The sequence below is a fragment of the Streptomyces sp. 13-12-16 genome (genome assembly GCF_002114215.1).
Taxonomy (GTDB): Bacteria; Actinomycetota; Actinomycetes; order Streptomycetales; family Streptomycetaceae; genus Streptomyces.
Window position 1 is genome coordinate 16,967 of record NZ_NCTE01001020.1, and the last position, 16,579, is coordinate 33,545.

General features: G+C 68.3%; 22 protein-coding genes. 13 read left to right on the forward strand and 9 right to left on the reverse strand.

All coding sequences use genetic code 11. The annotated features are described in order from the left end of the window. Positions 1 to 24: 24 nt before the first annotated feature. From B7767_RS34355 to B7767_RS34365, 3 genes are all read right to left on the reverse strand, one after another. Entirely contained in the window at positions 25 to 600 is a 576-nt protein-coding gene (locus B7767_RS34355; RefSeq protein WP_085575513.1) for a hypothetical protein, read from the reverse strand. Positions 601 to 733: 133 nt separating this feature from the next. Further along, positions 734 to 1,819 carry a hypothetical protein gene (locus B7767_RS34360; protein ID WP_085575514.1) on the reverse strand — a complete coding sequence of 362 codons (1,086 nt, stop codon included), beginning with the start codon at positions 1,817 to 1,819 and terminating at the stop codon, positions 734 to 736. Then, positions 1,816 to 2,487 (reverse strand): hypothetical protein, encoded by a 672-nt coding sequence (locus B7767_RS34365; protein WP_085575515.1) that lies wholly within the window; start codon positions 2,485 to 2,487, stop codon positions 1,816 to 1,818. The genes B7767_RS34360 and B7767_RS34365 overlap by 4 nt, the downstream gene beginning before the upstream one ends. 161 nt (positions 2,488 to 2,648) lie before the next feature. On the opposite strand from B7767_RS34365, the gene B7767_RS34370 reads away from it, so the two are divergent. From B7767_RS34370 to B7767_RS34420, 11 genes are all read left to right on the forward strand, one after another. Continuing rightward, positions 2,649 to 3,164 carry a hypothetical protein gene (locus B7767_RS34370; RefSeq protein ID WP_179167408.1) on the forward strand — a complete coding sequence of 172 codons (516 nt, stop codon included), beginning with the start codon at positions 2,649 to 2,651 and terminating at the stop codon, positions 3,162 to 3,164. A 553-nt stretch (positions 3,165 to 3,717) separates the two neighbouring features. Beyond that, a complete protein-coding gene (locus tag B7767_RS34375) occupies positions 3,718 to 4,446 on the forward strand; it encodes a hypothetical protein (protein WP_085575517.1) in 729 nt (242 codons plus the stop codon). Positions 4,447 to 4,463: 17 nt separating this feature from the next. After that, entirely contained in the window at positions 4,464 to 5,333 is an 870-nt protein-coding gene (locus B7767_RS34380) for a hypothetical protein (RefSeq protein ID WP_085575518.1), read from the forward strand. After that, the gene (locus B7767_RS34385; RefSeq protein WP_085575519.1) at positions 5,330 to 6,637 is read left to right on the forward strand and encodes a CpaF family protein; all 1,308 of its coding nucleotides are present in this window, start codon (positions 5,330 to 5,332) and stop codon (positions 6,635 to 6,637) included. The genes B7767_RS34380 and B7767_RS34385 overlap by 4 nt, the downstream gene beginning before the upstream one ends. An 83-nt stretch (positions 6,638 to 6,720) precedes the next feature. Continuing rightward, positions 6,721 to 7,677 carry a type II secretion system F family protein gene (locus B7767_RS34390; RefSeq protein WP_085575533.1) on the forward strand — a complete coding sequence of 319 codons (957 nt, stop codon included), beginning with the start codon at positions 6,721 to 6,723 and terminating at the stop codon, positions 7,675 to 7,677. 14 nt (positions 7,678 to 7,691) lie between these two features. After that, positions 7,692 to 8,603 carry a type II secretion system F family protein gene (locus tag B7767_RS34395; RefSeq protein WP_085575534.1) on the forward strand — a complete coding sequence of 304 codons (912 nt, stop codon included), beginning with the start codon at positions 7,692 to 7,694 and terminating at the stop codon, positions 8,601 to 8,603. A gap of 64 nt (positions 8,604 to 8,667) precedes the next feature. Continuing rightward, complete coding sequence (locus B7767_RS34400) at positions 8,668 to 8,919, forward strand: hypothetical protein (protein ID WP_006133157.1); 252 nt, start codon at positions 8,668 to 8,670, stop codon at positions 8,917 to 8,919. Between the two features lie 23 nt (positions 8,920 to 8,942). Then, positions 8,943 to 9,392 (forward strand): TadE family protein, encoded by a 450-nt coding sequence (locus B7767_RS34405; protein ID WP_085575520.1) that lies wholly within the window; start codon positions 8,943 to 8,945, stop codon positions 9,390 to 9,392. Beyond that, complete coding sequence (locus B7767_RS34410) at positions 9,393 to 9,818, forward strand: TadE/TadG family type IV pilus assembly protein (RefSeq protein ID WP_085575521.1); 426 nt, start codon at positions 9,393 to 9,395, stop codon at positions 9,816 to 9,818. Then, positions 9,815 to 10,282, forward strand: a complete 468-nt coding sequence (locus B7767_RS34415; RefSeq protein WP_085575522.1) for a pilus assembly protein TadG-related protein — start codon at positions 9,815 to 9,817, stop codon at positions 10,280 to 10,282. The genes B7767_RS34410 and B7767_RS34415 overlap by 4 nt, the downstream gene beginning before the upstream one ends. A gap of 372 nt (positions 10,283 to 10,654) precedes the next feature. After that, positions 10,655 to 10,882: a hypothetical protein gene (locus tag B7767_RS34420; protein ID WP_085575523.1), complete on the forward strand. Its 228-nt coding sequence runs from the start codon at positions 10,655 to 10,657 to the stop codon at positions 10,880 to 10,882. Between the two features lie 54 nt (positions 10,883 to 10,936). Here the strand turns inward: B7767_RS34420 and B7767_RS34425 are convergent, their stop codons facing one another. From B7767_RS34425 to B7767_RS34450, 6 genes are all read right to left on the reverse strand, one after another. Next, positions 10,937 to 11,263 carry a hypothetical protein gene (locus B7767_RS34425; protein ID WP_085575524.1) on the reverse strand — a complete coding sequence of 109 codons (327 nt, stop codon included), beginning with the start codon at positions 11,261 to 11,263 and terminating at the stop codon, positions 10,937 to 10,939. Between the two features lie 26 nt (positions 11,264 to 11,289). Next, a complete protein-coding gene (locus tag B7767_RS34430; protein WP_085575525.1) occupies positions 11,290 to 11,895 on the reverse strand; it encodes a hypothetical protein in 606 nt (201 codons plus the stop codon). Positions 11,896 to 11,926: 31 nt separating this feature from the next. Beyond that, complete coding sequence (locus B7767_RS48600) at positions 11,927 to 12,322, reverse strand: hypothetical protein (RefSeq protein WP_256923667.1); 396 nt, start codon at positions 12,320 to 12,322, stop codon at positions 11,927 to 11,929. A 26-nt stretch (positions 12,323 to 12,348) separates the two neighbouring features. Next, a complete protein-coding gene (locus B7767_RS34440; protein WP_085575526.1) occupies positions 12,349 to 13,929 on the reverse strand; it encodes a WXG100 family type VII secretion target in 1,581 nt (526 codons plus the stop codon). Positions 13,930 to 14,023: 94 nt separating this feature from the next. Continuing rightward, positions 14,024 to 14,269, reverse strand: a complete 246-nt coding sequence (locus tag B7767_RS34445; protein ID WP_306298022.1) for a DUF397 domain-containing protein — start codon at positions 14,267 to 14,269, stop codon at positions 14,024 to 14,026. Next, positions 14,235 to 15,086 (reverse strand): helix-turn-helix transcriptional regulator, encoded by an 852-nt coding sequence (locus B7767_RS34450; RefSeq protein WP_085575528.1) that lies wholly within the window; start codon positions 15,084 to 15,086, stop codon positions 14,235 to 14,237. Before B7767_RS34450 ends, B7767_RS34445 begins: the two co-directional genes overlap by 35 nt. A gap of 235 nt (positions 15,087 to 15,321) precedes the next feature. Between B7767_RS34450 and B7767_RS34455 the strand changes: the two genes are divergently transcribed. Then, positions 15,322 to 15,618 carry a hypothetical protein gene (locus tag B7767_RS34455; RefSeq protein WP_085575529.1) on the forward strand — a complete coding sequence of 99 codons (297 nt, stop codon included), beginning with the start codon at positions 15,322 to 15,324 and terminating at the stop codon, positions 15,616 to 15,618. A 33-nt stretch (positions 15,619 to 15,651) separates the two neighbouring features. Further along, positions 15,652 to 16,533 carry a hypothetical protein gene (locus B7767_RS34460; RefSeq protein WP_085575530.1) on the forward strand — a complete coding sequence of 294 codons (882 nt, stop codon included), beginning with the start codon at positions 15,652 to 15,654 and terminating at the stop codon, positions 16,531 to 16,533. The last annotated feature ends 46 nt before the right edge of the window (positions 16,534 to 16,579 follow it).

The window sequence follows — 16,579 nt, forward strand, 5'->3', positions numbered from 1 at the left end:
TGGAGGTCAAGGTCTTCGGCAGCCCTAGGCCTGGCGGGCTCGTGCCAGTGCGTCCAGCAGCGCCTCGCGGTCGTGGGTAGCGATCAGCAGCGACTCGCCTTGCACAGTCTCGACCACGATCTGGTCCATCCCCATCGGCACGGACCAGCCGCCACCTACGAGCCGCGGCGCCCTGGCCGCGTGGCTTCTCCGCCGCAACTCCGCGAGCTCCTCACGCGACCGCGAGGCCAAGGACGCGGTGAATTCCGCGTCTGTGGGCTGCTCACGAGCCTCCCGAAGCGAGGCGAGTGCCAACGATTCCACCGCGATCGTCTCCCGTCCGACGGTCAACTGCCCGTCCCGGACGTGGATCCGGTGATAAATGCGTTTGGAAACCGGCACGGCATTGAATACGAGCGCGAGAAACACGGAGAAACCAAGAATGATGATCCAGACCGTGCTGTCCTCGGGAAGCAGAATACTGCCCTGATATGCGACCCAGCCGGCCAGGACTGCCGAGGTGGCGATGATCCAGCGCCTCGGCAGCTTCTCCCGGTACACCACCGCCCGCCCGTGGAACGCGTTCGCTGCGCCTGTTCCGGAATTCTCCGTGCCTTTCACGGTTACTCCCTCGGTCCGAACCGACCTCGACTCCGGCCGAGGCTACCCACCGCCCGCGACAGCACGTGAGGCACGTGAGCAACGTGGCGGGAGGAGACGATCGTGGCGTGGGCGGACGGACCGGAGTCTCGGTTCAACGGTTGATGGCCTGGATTTCTTGGACAGTGACTGCCTGGTCGTTCCCGAACGTTCCGTCGGGCAGGTCGCCGCCCGCGCCGCCGGTGCCGGTCCAGGCGATCTCCCAGGTGATGGTGGCCTGGAGGTTGTAGGTCCCGCTGCCGGAGGAGCGGAGGTATGTGATTCCGCAGGGCGGGGTCTCGTCGGCCTTGCCCTCGGCGTAGGGCTCGCCGATGGAGCCGTCGGCGTCGATGGTGCACTCGCCGGAGGCGGGGTAGGTCTCGGCGTCCTTGGTGCCCGGCTCGAGTTTCAGGGAGACCGGCTTGGCGGTCGTCGTGGCCTGGAGGGCGAAGCCGGGGACGGCGATGGATGCCGTGGCCTGGACCTCGTCGAAGACGGCCTTGTCGAGCCAGGCCCAGGTCGGCAGGTTGACCTTGGTGGTCTCCTCGGGTTTGAGGCTGACCTCGGTGTCGGGCAGTTGCATGTGCTGGTAGGCGAGGGCGGCGAGGATCTCCGGGGTGATGGCCTCCTCGTACTGGGGCGGCGGGGCCTCGCCGTTGTCGACCCAGAAGGGGAGGTCGGTGCAGGAACTGCGTTTGAGGAGGTCGGGTTCGTCGGGGTTCTCGACGGCGGCCCAGAACATCCCCTCGCCGTCCTTCTCGACGTTGTAGTCCTTGTAGCCGGGAGTGTCGGTCCAGCCGTAGTCGTCCTCGTAGTGGCGCTGCAACTCGTTGAGCGCCGCGCCCGCGTGGCCACCCATGCCGGGTGCGCTCATCTGGCGCTCGATGTCCTTGGACATCTTCTTCTTGAAGTCCTTGGCGCCGAGGTACGGGGCGTACCAGCAGGGCGGTGGCGTCCAGTTGACGTCGGCGGACGTCACGTTGCCGGTGCCGCCGTTCTTTGCGACGGAACCGGAGTACTGGATGCGGGCGGCGGCGTAGATGCCGGTGTCGTCGCTGCCGCCCGACTCCTCTGAGGCGGCTCCGTTGCCATTGCTGGACGGTTCTGCCGAGTAGGCGGGTTCCGTGAGGGCGGTGATGCCGAAGGCCAGTGTCAGGGCAGTGATGCCGGCGCCGAGTGCCGTACGCCGTGACCTGTTCATCGGCACTGCTCCGCCTTCGTCTCGACGAACACCTTGGATGCCTGCCACAGTCCGTCACCCGTGGGAACCTTCACCATGATGATCTTGAAGTGGTCGTAGTCCGCGATGCTGGGCTCGCTCTTCAGGACCTTCCCGGTTTTGATCTCCTTGCCGTAGAACTTGCTGGAGTCCACGCAGAACGCAACCTCCACCGAGGTGCCGTTCGCGGCGGACCGGGTGGCGGCCTGGTAGTGACGCCGAGTGCCAGTGGCGGTCCAACCGCCGTCGACCCTGTCGCTGATCTGTGTCTGCGCGTAGCTCAGCCCTCCGCCCGTGGAATAGGCGGTCACAGCCGCGACCTTGGACGTGCGCTTGTCGACGCCGTGGTAAATGGCGCGGACGTAGTTCGCCGCATCCTCCATCGCCGCAGCCTCGTTCTCGTCCTTCGGCTCCTCCCAGTCGAAGACCAGGTTCATGTCCGCGGGCAGAGAGATGTCCACGCCGTCCGGCTTGTCCTCCGCCGGCGCTCCCGAGGGCTCCGCCGACTTGGTCGGCTTCTCCGTCCCTTGGTCGGCGCCGGCGATCTTGTCGTTGTCGCCGGACTTGTCGTCCCCGCCTCCGCAGGCCGTCAGCATCAAGGTCGCGGCGGCGGCGAACGCGATGGCAACGGGCAAAGTGCGACGCTTCACAATGGGCTCCCCGTGAGACGAAACGTTTCCAGTGCAGTGACGATATCGGTGGGGTTCTCGGTTTCACCAACGCGAACAGTCCAACAAATAGGCCGAATCGACAGCTACCGGCTGTTTCGACGGAGCGTATGGCGGAGAGCCGCTCCGTCTACGCTGCGGCCATGGTCTTCATCTCGCACCGTGCTCTTCAGGGCGGCCGTGGGCACCGGATGGCCGTCGGCGTCATGCTCTTCCTCTTCTGGGTCTTCCTGGCCGTCGGACTCACTGCCGCGGCGGTCACGGGTCGGGTCGGACGGCCGGCCCGACTGGGGTTCGGCGCCGGGGCCGTCTCCGCGTATCTGCTGGTGTGGTGGAGCGCCCGGTTCTGGTGGTCGGCCTTCTGCCAGGGGCGGCGTGAGGAGGCGGTGGCCGAGCCGGACGCCTGGCCCTGGCTGTTTCCCCCGGTGATCGGTGGTGTCGCCCTCGCCGTCTCCGGAGCGGGGATGCTGAGTCGCGGGGACGGCAGTGGGTGGTTCGGGCTGGGGTTCGGCCTGCTGCTCGGCGGTCCTTCCCTCGTGATGATGGCCCTGCAGGTGGGGGAGTGGCTCTCCGGACGATCACGCCGCGGCCCGGTCGTGCCCGCCCAGCCCGTCGAGCCACCACGACCCCGGCGGGACTGGGGGCCGATCGGAAGGTGAGGCAGGAGGCACGGACGGCTTCTGCGGCTTCTCCGTGGTCAGGCCGTGTAGTCCTCGTAGGTCGCCGCAGCACGGTTCAAGTGTGGGGGCTCCTGGGAGTGTTGACGTGGTGATGTCCCGTACATCCCGTACGTCCGTCACCGGTCCGGGCGAAGATTGTGGCACGGTCGGCCGGTGCTCTCGTGAGTGAATCGTGCAGGGCTCATGTGCGGTGCGTGATGGGTCGTATGTCCTGCGTGGTCGGCGGGATGGCTCGGCTGTTCGCTCGCGCACAGGGGGTGCGGGGGGCTCAACTGGGTTGTTCAAAGGTGAAATTGCAGATGAGTAACGGTGTGCGGGGTGAGGTCCGTGAGGTGGGATCCGCCTTGAGGGGCTTATGCGTGGCTGATACGGTGCGGTGGCTTGACACTCACCTCAGCGTTGGCTATTTGCCCTGGTCGGGCGGGTAGGTCCGACCCGTCGTGCATGTCTGTGCGCGAGTGGGCATGGGTGAAGTGTCCGGAATTTCAGGGAACTTGGCAGACATCGTCTTGGGTGTACGGGGAGCGGTTGCGTGAAGATCCAAGAGCGTACGGGGGCGGGCGCCGGCCGTTCCGCGGCACCGGCCGGGCCGGCGGTCGGTGACCGGCTTCCCACTCCGCCCCGCGAGCGCAAACCGGCGCTGGCCGCGCTGGCGGTTCTGCTGATCCTGGTCGGTGCGCTCGGCGCCACGATGCTCGTGCTGCAGGTCGGTGACCGGATCGAGGTCGTGAAGATCACCGAGGAGATCCCGGCCGGGCAGCCGGTCACCGACGCCAACACCGCGTCGGTCATGGTCGCCGAGGACCCCGGCATCCACTACGTCGAGTGGACCCAGCTCGACGCACTGAAGAAGCTGAAGGCCAAGAGCACGATCCCCGCCGGTGTCGTCGCGGTCGGCGAGATGTTCGGCGAGGAGGCCAAGGTCCCCGAGGGCAAGGCCCTCGTCGGGCTCTCCCTCAAGGACGGGCAGTACCCGGCGGGTCTGGAGAACGGCGACGCCGTCGCCGCCTACCGGGTGGGCGGTACCGCCCGCTCCGACTCGGACACCGACAGCGGTTCCTCCGGCTCCACCGGCGGCGGTGGCGACACCCTGCTCGTGGACGACGCGCGGGTGAACTCCGTACCGGCGGAGCAGAGCGGCGACATCGTCAGCAGCACCAACAAGGCCGTGACGCTGCTCGTCGACAAGGCCGACGCCGCGGTGCTCACCCAGGCCGCCTCCAACGGCGAGGTGGCTCTCGTCCTCGTCCCTGGCAACTAGAAGGCGGCACCCGACCCATGGCCCTCATCGCCCTCGCCGCCGACAAGGGTTCCCCCGGCGTCACCACCGCGGCCGTCGCTCTCGCGGCGGTCTGGCCGCGGCGGGTGCTGCTCGCCGAGACCGACCCGGCGGGCGGTGACCTCGTGTACCGCAGTGCCGCCGCGCACGGCGGGCCGCTGAACCCGAACACCGGGATGCTGTCCATCGCCGCGACCGCGCGGCGCGGGCTCGTGCCCGACCAGCTCTGGGACCACGTCCAGCCGTTGAGCGGCGGACTCGACGTGCTCGTCGGGCTCGGGATCGCCGAGCAGGCCGCCGGGCTCGCCGGGCTGTGGCCGACGCTCGGGCACGCCTTCGCCTCGCTCGCCGACTCCCCGCACGCGCCCGCCGACGTCATCGCCGACTGCGGGCGGATCAGCGGGGACACCCCGGCCGTGGAGCTGTTCCCGCACGCCTCCCTCCTCCTGCTCGTCTCGCGCACCGAGCCGGAGGCGCTCGCCCGCGTACGGGACCGGGCCGCCGCGCTCGCGGGCAAGCTGCACGGCGGGCCGCGCGGTGCCGCGAGCCTCGGCAACCCGGTGATCGGCGTCGTCCTCGTCGCCGACACGGGCAACGCGGCCAAGCTCGCCTCCCAGGTCAACGACATGCTCGTGCACGCGCAGACCGGTGCCCGGGTGGTCGGCACGCTCGCCGACGACCCGGCCGGTGCCGAGCAGCTGGCCGGACGCAGGCGCGGGCGGCTCGACAAGTCGCTGCTGATCCGTTCGGCGCGCAAGGTGACGGCCGACGTGTACCAGCAGTACGGCGCCGCGTGGACGGCCCACGCGCAGGCCCAGCAGGCCCAGCAGGCCCAGCAGGCGCCCCGGGGCCACGGAGCCGGGCGATGACCGCTGTCGACCACCAGCTGGTCAAGCGGTTCCGTCAGGACGCCGGCGACCGGATCGCCGAACAGCGCCGCCTCGACCAGGTCAACGGCGTCACGCCGATGTCCACCGAGGACGAGCGGCAGTACGCCCGTGCCGTCATCGCCCAGATACTGGAGGAGTACGCCCGCGCGGAGATCAACGCGGGCCGTACGCCGCCGGACGCCGAGACCGAGGAGCAGTACGCGGCCGCCGTGCACGCCGCGCTGTTCGGGGTCGGGCGGCTCCAGCCGCTGCTGGACGACCCCGAGGTCGAGAACATCGACATCAACGGCTGCGACCAGGTGTTCGTCGGCTACTCGGACGGGCGCGAGGTGCGTGGTGACGCCGTCGCCGAGACCGACGAGGAGCTCGTCGAGCTGATCCAGGTGCTGGGCGCGTACTCCGGTCTGTCGTCCCGGCCCTTCGACTCCGCCAACCCCCAGCTCGACCTGCGGCTGCCGGACGGTTCGCGTCTGTCGGCCGTCATGGACGTGACGCGGCGGCCCGCGCTGTCCATCCGGCGTGCGCGCATGGGCAAGGTGTTCATCTCCGACCTCGTCGGCAACGGGACGCTCACCCCCGAGCTGGGCCACTTCCTCGCCTGCGCCGTCCGGGCCCGCAAGAACATCATGATCGCGGGCGCGACCAACGCCGGCAAGACGACCCTCCTGCGCGCCCTCGCCAACGAGATCCCGCCGCAGGAGCGGCTCATCACCGTCGAGCGGGCGCTGGAGCTCGGGCTCGACACGTTCCCCGACCTCCACCCGAACGTCGTGGCGTTCGAGGAGCGGCTGCCCAACTCCGAGGGGCAGGGCACCATCTCCATGGCGGAGCTGGTGCGCCGGTCGCTGCGCATGAACCCCTCCCGCGTCATCGTCGGTGAGGTGCTCGGCGACGAGATCGTGACCATGCTGAACGCGATGTCCCAGGGCAACGACGGTTCGCTGTCGACGATCCACGCCAACAGCTCCAGCGAGGTCTTCAACCGTATTTCCACCTACGCCCTGCAGGCGACGGAACGGCTGCCCATCGAGGCCAGCCAGATGCTGATCGCGGGCGCGGTGAACTTCGTCGTGTTCATCCAGCGGCGCAACGACTACCAGAGCGGCGGCCGCCTCCAGCGCATGGTCACCTCCGTGCGCGAGGTCAACGGCGTCGACGGACGGGTGCTGTCCAGCGAGGTGTTCGCGGAGGGCCCCGACGGGCGGGTCACCGCGCACGCCCCCATAGCCTGCCTGGAGGAACTGATGGCCTACGGCTACCGGCCCAGCGGAACGTGGGGGTGAGCGAACCGGTGACCGTCACGACCACCGGCCCCGCCGGCCCCACCGGTCTCGCCGCGACCGGCTCGCTCGACTCGCTCGGCGCCATGGGCGGGCTGTTCTCCACCACCGTCCTGTACGCGCTCGCGTGCGGCGTCGCCGTCGGCGGTGGACTGGCCCTGCTCGCCGTCGCCGTACGCGGACTGCCCGCGAAGCCCGAGCACGAGAAGCAGAAGGCGAGCGAGCGGGCGAACGAGCTGGTCCGGTTCGCCGGCCGGCGCGGCTCCCTCGCCGCGCTCGTCGGCCTCGCCGTGCTGCTGCTCACCCGCTGGGCGGTCGCCGGTGTCGCCGCCGCCGTCCTCGTCTTCTTCTGGGACCGCCTCTTCGGCGGGGCCGGGGAGGAGAAGGCCGCGATGCGGCGCGTGGAGGCGCTGGCCTCCTGGACCGAGTCGCTGCGCGACACCATCGCCGGCGCGGTGGGCCTGGAGCAGGCCATCCCGGCGTCCGCACGGGCCGCCGCACCCGTGCTGCGCCCGCACCTCGACGCGCTCGTCGACCGGCTGCGCTCCCGCACCCCGCTGGCCGAGGCGCTCCAGCAGCTCGCCGACGAGATCGACGACGCCTCCGCCGACATCATCGTCGCCGCCCTCATCCTCAACGCCCGGCTGCGCGGGCCCGGTCTGCGGCAGGTGCTGGGCGCGCTCGCCAAGTCGGCGCGCGAGGAGGTCGACATGCGGCAGCGCGTGATGGCACAGCGGGCGTCGACCCGGCGGTCCGTGCAGATCGTCGTCGCCGTGTCGATCGCGTTCGTGCTCGGGCTGTCCATCTTCAACCGGGAGTTCGTCGAGCCGTACGGCACGGCGGTCGGGCAGCTCGTACTGGCCTGTGTGTGCGGTCTGTTCGCGCTCGGCTTCTGGTGGCTGCGCAAGCTGTCCACCATCGAGACGCCCGAACGGTTCCTGGTGCGCGACGAGTCGTCGGTGCGGTTCGTGCGTCCGCGTACGCCCGGTGCCGTTCCGGGTCAGCAGGCGCCGCTCCAGCCGGAGGAGGGGGTACGCCGGTGAGTGACGAACTGACGATGCCGGTGGTCGTCGGCGCGGTCCTCGGACTCGGGATCTACGTCCTGGTCCGCGCGTTGACGCCCACCAAGCGCAGCGCGGTCTCCCAGGTCGCCCGGATCGACGCCATGCGGGCGCGCGGTACGGCGTACGAGTCGGCCCGGACGTCGGCGCGGGACACCGGCCGTTTCGGCTCGCTGCGGGCCGAAGTGGGCGCTCGGGTGGCCGAGTTGTACCTTCAGCAGGGGTGGGAGCAGCGCTCGTTGCGCGCGGACCTCGCCGTGCTGGAGCGCAGCTGGGAGAAGTTCCTGGCGACCAAGGTGCTGCTGGCGGTCGCGGGTCTGTTCTTCGGGCCGTTCCTCTTCGCCATCGTCTGGACGCTCGCCCTCGCCGACAGCCCGATCATCCCGGTCTGGCTGGCCCTGCTCTGCGCCGCGCTGTTCTTCTTCCTGCCCGACCTGGAGGTGCGCCGGGACGCTGCCGAGAAGCGGCGCGATCTGCGCCGGGTGATCGGCGCGTACCTGGACCTGGTGTCGATGAGCCTGGCCGGCGGGCGGGGCCTGCCGGAGGCGCTGATGGCGGCGGCCGAGGTGTCCGACGGCTGGGCGACGCAGCGCATCCGCAACGCCCTCGCCGATGCCCGGATCACCGGCATCAGCCAGTGGCAGGCGCTGGGGCAGCTGGGGGAGGAGCTGGGCGTGGAGGAGCTCAAGGACCTCTCCGCGTCGCTGGCGCTCGTCGCGGACGACGGCGCCAAGGTGCGCGAGTCCCTCGCCTCCCGTGCCGAGACCATGCGGCACCGCGAACTCGCCGAGATCGAGGGCAGCGCGGGTGAGAAGTCCCAGTCGATGCTCGTGGCGCAGCTGCTGCTGTGCGCGGGGTTCCTCGTGTTCCTGATCTTCCCGGCGGCGATGCGGGTGTTCCAGGTGTGAGAACCGTGACCCCTGAGCCGTACGTCAGAACTTCCGTGAACCGAATTCGAGAGGACAACGCGTCATGAACGGACGTACCTTCCACACCGGCATCCCTGCCGTGGACTTCCTGGTCACCTTCATGCGGGCCCGCGTGGAGCGCGCCCGCTCCGGCGAACTGGACCGCGGGGCCTCCGCGGTGGAGTGGGTCATCATCTCGGCGGTCGTCGTGGCGATCGTCGGCGTGGTCGCCGCGATCATCAACGCCGCGCTGAGCGAGGGCGCCAACAAGGTCGGCGACTGCATCAAGGGCGCGGACGCGGGCAAGACCTGCTGACGGCCGTCACGTCGCTTACGGGGATGTCGGTGCGCGTACGCCGCTGGGTACGCCGACGGGTGGAGGCCGCCTCCGCCCGCGGCGATTCCGGCATGACCGCGATCGAGTTCGTGTTCCTCACGCCCGTCCTGTTCTTCATGATCTTCGCGACGGTGCAGTTCGCGCTGTACTTCTTCGCCGATCACGTCGCCCAGGCGGCGGCGCAGGCGGGCGCGCGCAAGGCGCGTGCGACGGCGGACGCCCAGCCGGGCGGCTGGCGGGGTGAGGCGCGGGGCGTGGTGGACGGCTACATCCGGCAGCTCGGCCCGCAGTTGGTGCTGGCGCCCGACGTGAAGATGCTCCAGCCGGAGCAGGACACGGTGGGCGTGGAGATCACGGCACGCGTTCCGACGGTGTTCCCGGGCCTGGACCTGACGGTGCACGCGCAGTCGGTGGGGCCGGTGGAGCGGTTCGTGCAGGAGGGGGAGAACTAGATGGGGTTCCCCCTGGGGGACGGACGGCCGGGGGCGGACGACCGTGGGCTGTCCACGGTCGAGGTGGTCATCCTCGCGCCGGTGATGATCCTGTTCATTCTCGTCCTGGTGGGTTTCGGGCAACTGGTCGATGGGCGCGGCGCGTTGGACGGCGCGGCGCGTGACGCGGCCCGTGCGGGCTCGATCCAGAAGGACCACGGCACGGCGATGGCTCAGGCGCGGGCGGCGGCGGAGGCGAACCTCGCGGACGTCTGCTCCGGTCCGGTGACCGTTCTGCAGACCAGCCGGGGCTTCGAGCCGGACACCCTCTTCACGGTCGAGGTGAGCTGCGAGGTGCGGGGCCTCGCCATGCTGGGCCTGGACATCCCGACGACCCTGTCCGCGAGCTTCAGCTCACCGCTGGACCCGTACCGGAGGACGGCGTGAGAGCGGCGGCACGTGTGCGGGCATGGGTCTCGGACCGCGGTACGAGGCTGGACGACCGCGGTTCGGGCGCCGGCGCGGTCATCGTCTTCGCGCTGGTCTTCCTCTCCCTGGCGGCCTTCGTCATCGACGGCGGGATGTCCATCTCCAAGCGGGAGCGCGCGGCGGACATCGCGGAACAGGCGGCCCGTTACGCCGCCCAGGACATCGACCGCGAGGCGCTGTACGACGACGTGGGCGGCCCGGCGCCGATCAACCACGAGAACTGCGACGCCCGGGTGAAGGCGTTCGCCCGCGAGATGGGCATGTCCGGCCCGGACATCGCGGCGACGCACTGCGTGGCGGCGACGGTGGAGGCGGTGGAGGTCGAGGTGCAGCTGACGTACGCGCCGGTCTTCACCGGCATGTTCTACGGCGGGGACGTGGTGGTGCACGGGCAGGCGGTCGCGGAGAACGAGGTGGGCTGAGGCCCGCGCCTGCCCTTGCGTCTGCGCCCGCCTCGAAACATCCCTCGGACCCGCACACCGTTCACCGTGAGGCCGCACGGAAAAGGGACGGAGTGCGCGGATCGGTCCGGATGCGCGGAGCGCGTCACCGGAGGCCCTCCGTAACCGGTGGGTAGCGTGAAGGCGCGGGCCGATTCCATGACCGCATTCCCATATTCATGGACCCGGCGGCGCCGCGAGGGCGTGCGTCGGTCGTACGCCGCTGGTCGGCCGTTCGACGGCGTGCTTGGATCAGTGCACGGCTTCCCGATCCCATTCTCCGGATTCCCCCACTCCGGATTTCGGGTGTGCTTTTCCGCTCCGATTCACCGAAACAGAAGGGAAAGACCTGTCATGAACTTCGCCCCCCAGGTCGAAACCGCCGAGATCTCCGACGCCGGCCTGGACAACATCTCCGGTGGACACTCCGTCTCCGTCGGCATCGACGCCGGTGTGGCCGTCGTCGCGGACCACGGTTCCTTCGGCGTGGGCGTGTACGCCGAGGCGGGCCCGCTCAGCGTCTCCGCCGGTCTGGGCGGCTCGGTGGCCCACGAGGCCGCCGCGCGCACCACGATGCTCTGAGCGTCGTTTCCGACGTGAGCCGGGTTCCGGTCTGTTCGCAGACCGGAACCCGGCTCATTTCTTGTCGCGCTTGTCCTCGACCTTCATCTTCTCGTTGACCTGCTTGGTGAGTTCGTCCTCGAGCTTCTTGAATTCGCGGACCACGGCGTCGGACATGTCGGCGAGCGCGTCGATCTGCTGGGTGATGTCCTCGCGGCCGTCCTCCCAGTTGGACTCGAAGTCGGAGAGCGCGTCGTTGACGCTGCCGTCGCCGATGTCGTCCCGGTAGGACTCGAAGAGCTTCTTGGTGTGGTTCATCCGCGTCTTGAGGGACCGCAGGCGACGTCCGTAGTCCTCCATTTCGGTCAGCGGAAGCGCGAGGTCGCTCTTTCCCTTGCCCATGTGGGACTCCCCTCGGTGAGCCGGACCTATACGAACCGGAACGTACTCGTCACCGCGTCGAAGATGTCATGGAACGCCTCCGCGAGGTCGAGCACCGGGCTGGCTCCCGAGACGAGTACGACCTGGTCGGTGGTTCCCGGTACCGGGACGTACGTCTGGGTCAGCACCATACGCAGGGTACGGCTGTCGCCCTGGGCGACGGGGACGTCCTCGACGCCGTAGGTCCGAGCGGCCATGCCGACCTCGGGAATCTCGACGGTCGTCACTTTGCGCCAGGCGTCACCCTCGCGGCGGGCTGTGATGGTCCGCAGGCTCTCGGCGATGGCGCGGGGGTCGGTGGACAGGGCGACGCCCTGCCGGTTCTTCGCGCCGAGCACCGATACCGTGACGGTGGCGGAGAGCGGGACTCCGTCGAAGTTCTCCGCCATGCAGCCCAGATAGAGCGCGCCGGAGTCGTGGGCGTCCTTGGCCATCTTGCGGAGCATGGCGGTCAGGTCAGTGCGGTAGGGCGCGAGTTCAGGGGTTTCCCGCACTCGTTCATCGACGATCGCGCGAATGGTCGAATCCCTGCCTTGCGGCCGGATGTCGAACTCCCACCAGGAATCCGGGACCGCCAGTGAAAAGCTCGGCATCGATAAAATCTTTCTGATTCGGTCCGGCAGCCTAGTCGAGGCTTATGCCGAGGTCTTCGGTCGAGATTTCGATCAGTCGGCTTTCTAGTACCGTCGGTGCCGTGTAATCCAGGGACCGGATGCGTTCGAGGAAATCGTTCGGAAGGGATACGTGATATTTGGCGATGTAATAAGATAGGTCTTCCCGCCAAAGCCAGGTTCCGTCCGTGATCAGTGACCCGATTCCCGTCATGTTCGGCGCGTCGGGGTCCAGGACATCCGGTCCGGCGCTCATCTCGCTCCAGATTTCTGTTCCGCTCCTCAAATAGTCCAGGACCCTCTGCTCGTCCGGATCTCCGGAGGGCCTGACGGCGTCCTTGATGGACCCGTTCTCGGGAAGTCCCCATCCGGGTGACAGCTCAGTGAAGAATCCAACAGGCCGAATCATCGATACTCCTTGCAGTGTCGCTGTCCTCAGACCATGGGAAGGAAAGTGAGCCAGACTCCGCCGTCCTTGATGTGTGGTGTGAAGGGGCCCTCGCCGTAGCTCGGGACGCCGACAGCGTTGGTCGGAGCCTTGACGGGAACTCCAAGGGAGTTCGCGAGGTTCTGAATCACCTGCGGCTGGGCGGCTCCTGAATGACAGGTGAGCATTCTGATGGGTTCGCCGTTGTAGCCAGGTATTCGGTTGATTGTATCAAGAACGTGATTCGGGTGAACGATGTGTCCCCCCGCCCTGGCTCCTGCGTGGTTCGCCTCACCGGCAATCATGAGGCCGTCCCTCGTGCCGTGGATGATGACATCCTGATACCCAAGGAGTCGCTTCGCCACATCGAAGTTCCGCAGAGTGGCAGGATCGTAGCCGATGGCGGTTGCTCCGTCCTTGTGGTAAACCGGGACGTCTGAGGGAAGAGCGTCGTCGGCGGCCCGCCCAGGAGGGCCCACGTGTAGTGAATCCGCCTTCCACCAACGGCTTTTCCCCATTATGCTGAAGGTGACCAGTCGGACGTTCTTCAGTGCGCGGACGCTGTTGGCGAGGTTCTTGAGACCACCGCCAATTCCGCCCATGAAGCCGCCGCCGAGTGCCTTAAGACCACCGGCTTTCCACAATTTTCCCAGCTTGGCGAGACTGGTGAAGCCCTTCGTGGCGGGGATGCAGTCGAGGGCGGCCCACAACAGGTCGCCCCAGCCCGCCTGGCCTTTGATCACTTTTCTTAACGTGTCGGCGAGGACGACGAGGGCGGCCGCGAAGACCAGCCATCCCAGTGGCCCGCCCACGATCATCACGATGATGCCGACGACCATCACGACCCACTTGCAGACGGTGACGATCTCGTCCCAGTTGTCGGTAACCCAGTCGCCGATCTCCTCCCACCAGCTGCGGTTGGGGATGCCGGCGTCGGACGCCTCCCTCAGCTTGGTCACCGTGCGGCGGGCGGCCTCCTGCCGGAGGCCCTTCGCCTGGGCGGCGAGCTTCCTGGCCGCTTCGAGGGCGCTCTCGGCCGCCTCGACCTTCCGCTCGGCCGTGTCCTGACGGGTCTTGGCATGCTGGGCGTTGCGCGTGGCGCGGCGGACCTCGTCCTCGTCGGGCTTGGGGATCTCCTTGCCGCCGTTCCTCGACGGGTTGTAGGAGTCCACCTTCTCGGTGGCGGTGCGCATCCAGTCGTTGGCGTCGGTCAGCGCCTGCTGGGCGGTGGTGAGTTCGGCGTGTGCCTTGCGGCCGTCCCGCAACGCCTTGTCGGCCTTCTCCTGGGCGTCCTCCAGGTCCGGCCAGAAGTCGGCGAGGGCGTCCCCCGCCAGGTCGTACGACTTCTTCAGCTTTCGCAACCGCTTGGGTGCGTCCGCGAACTCCTCCGCGAACACATCGGCCGTCTTGCCGGCCCAGGAGAGGATCTCGTCCTCCTTGGCGATCCCCTTGAGGTCACGCAGGGCCTCGCCCACGTCGTCGGCGAAGTCGTGCAGGGCACCGGCGAGTTTCCGGATGCGTTGCGGATCACCCGGAGTCGGGTCCTTCTCCAGGTCGAGTATGTGCCAGTCCGTCGGCCTGTGCGACACGTGTTCACCCCCGTAACGCCTGCAACGCCCGTGTCGGAACGCGCTGCGAACTTACCAGGGGCGATGCGAATAGGGGTGCGACCGGCCGCTCCGGTCATCTACTGGTGGGTGATCCACCTGACTTGAGGGATTTGACGAACGCGTGGAAGGCAGGGGCCGGGAAGGAGAGGGGGCCGTGGGCGGGGTGTTTGGAGTCGCGTATGGCTGTGCGGGTGGGGAAGCAGCCTATTTCCACACAGTTGTTGCCGTCGCCGCTTCCGGAGTAGGACGACCTTTGCCAAGCTTCGGGTGTGTTCACGGTTGCCTTACAGCTCCTTCGCCAGACGGTGGATGAGATCACGTGAGCGCGCGGGTTCGAGAGATGCGGACTCCACCATATGGAACAGCGTTCGAAGAGCGCTGAGCTGGGCTTCGGAGTCGATGAAGGCGGCACCCTGCGGTGCGTCCCGTACGGCAGTGTCCAGCCTGAGTACGGCACCGCTCACGTACATCATGGCGTTGGTGGCCCCCGCGAAGCCATCCAGGTCAAAGGGGATGACCCGCACGGTGATGTGGTGTGCTTCGGAGAGTTCCAGGACGCGAAGGAGTTGAGCACGCGCTGCGGCCCGGTCGCCCACGCGGATACGCAGAGCCGCCTCGTGGATGACGGCTGTGTACGGGACGGACCGGGGTTCCTCGATGATCCGCCTGCGTTCCATCCGGTGGTTCACCCGCAGTTCGAGGTCGTCACGGGGCAGTTCGGGAACCCGGTAGGAGAAGATCGCGCGAGCGTAGTCCTCTGTCTGGAAGAGGCCGGGTACGTGCAGGAACTCGATGTCCTGTCGGCGGGTGCAGTGGTGCTCCAACTCGGCGAGGTCCAGGAACGAAGGGGGCAGCAGGCCCTTGTACCGCTCCCACCACCCGCGTGTCCGGTCGGTGGCCATGGCGACCAGTGCCTCGACCAACTTCTCGTCGGGGCAGGAGTAGTGGGCGGCGAGTTGTCGTACGCGCGCTTCGCTGACGCCTGCCACGCCGGCCTCGATCTGACTCACCTGTGCCGAGTCGGTACCGAGCAGCGCAGCGGCTTCGCGCCCCTTGAGCCCTGCGGCCTCCCGTAGTTTCCGCAGTTCAGCGCCCAGTCGCTCCTGGCGTGCGGTGGCCTGCTGCCTGCGCGGCATGGCGTGCTCCTCGCCTTCAACTGCCGAGCCACAGTGACATGTTCGGAGTGAAGAGTATGGCAACAGCTTGCACGGGACCAAATTTTGGACCTACTCTCAGTGATGCGACGCATACTCTGCGGCACTCGGGGTTCCGGAAGCGCACCGCTCAGTCATGCCACGACGGACGCGGCGGAGCCACCGCCCGTTCGCTGCCGCCGACCTGTCCTTTCCCACCTCTGACAGGAGTCCACGCATGCCCGAAACCGGCGTCGAAGAGGCCGCCATCTCCTGGGAGTACACCCTGTCCATCCCCAACGACCCGCGCGCCGTGAACATCTGCCGCCGCACGCTGCGGCTGATCCTCACGATGCACGGCCTGATCGGCCTTGTCGACACCGCCGAACTGCTGGCGCCGGAGCTGGTCGCCGAGGCGGAGGAGGGGCGAGGGCTGGCCCTGGTACGGGCCTGCGCGGACCTGTGGGGCTGGCAGCCCCATGCGAGGGACGGCAGCCGGGGCAGGTACGTGTGGTGTGACCTCGTCGCGGCCTGACTCGTTGATCACACGGACCAGGAAGGAGGGCTGATGGTCAGCTCGTCGCACGAGGCGCTACACAGGGTCTTCCAGAAGGACCCCGCGCTGCTGACGCGGGCATTGCAGCGTGTGTTGAACATTCCCTTCCCCGAGCCGCGGGACTTCGCGGTGCTGAATGCGGACCTGACCGAGATCGAGCCGGTCGAGCGGCGCGTGGACACGCTGATGCGCGTGGAGACGGACGAGGGGGCGTACCTCTTGGTCGTCGAGGCGCAGGGGAAGGTGGACGAAGCCAAGCGGGGAAGCTGGGCGTACTACTTGTCGTACTTGTATGCGAAGTACCGCTGTGAGCCAGTCCTCATCGTGATCACTCAGAGCAGGGCCACGGCGCGGTGGGCGGCTCGGCCGATCAGACTCGGACTGCCCGGCTGGCACTCGCTGACCGTTCGACCGCTGGTGCTGGGCCCGGAGAACGTGCCGGTGATCACAGACGAACAGGAGGCGGAGCGGGATGTGCCGCTTGCGGTGCTCTCGGCCATGACACATGGCCGGGGGAAACGGGCTGCCGCCATACTGGAACCGCTGGCTACCGCCTTGCGGACCATGGACGCCGAGAGTGCGGCGGTTTTCGTCGCGTTCGTCGACTCATGCCTGATCGATAACCAGGCCAAGGAAATCTGGAGGGACCTGATGGCGTCGATCCACTACTTCTTCCGGCACCCGGTGGCGGAGCAGGTGCGAGAGGAAGGCCGGGAAGAGGGACGGGTCGAGGATCGTGCCGCGATGACGCTGCGCATCCTGGAGTGGCGGGGAATCCCCGTGCCTGACGTCGTACGGGAGCGGGTCCAGGCCTGTACCGACCTCGATCAGCTCGAACTCTGGGCCCAGCGGGCTGTTCACGCCACCCGGGCCGAAGACCTGTTCAGCAGTTGAGTGACCGGTCCTGTGGTGCCGTCGGGGAAGTTGCGGCGGGGGGGGG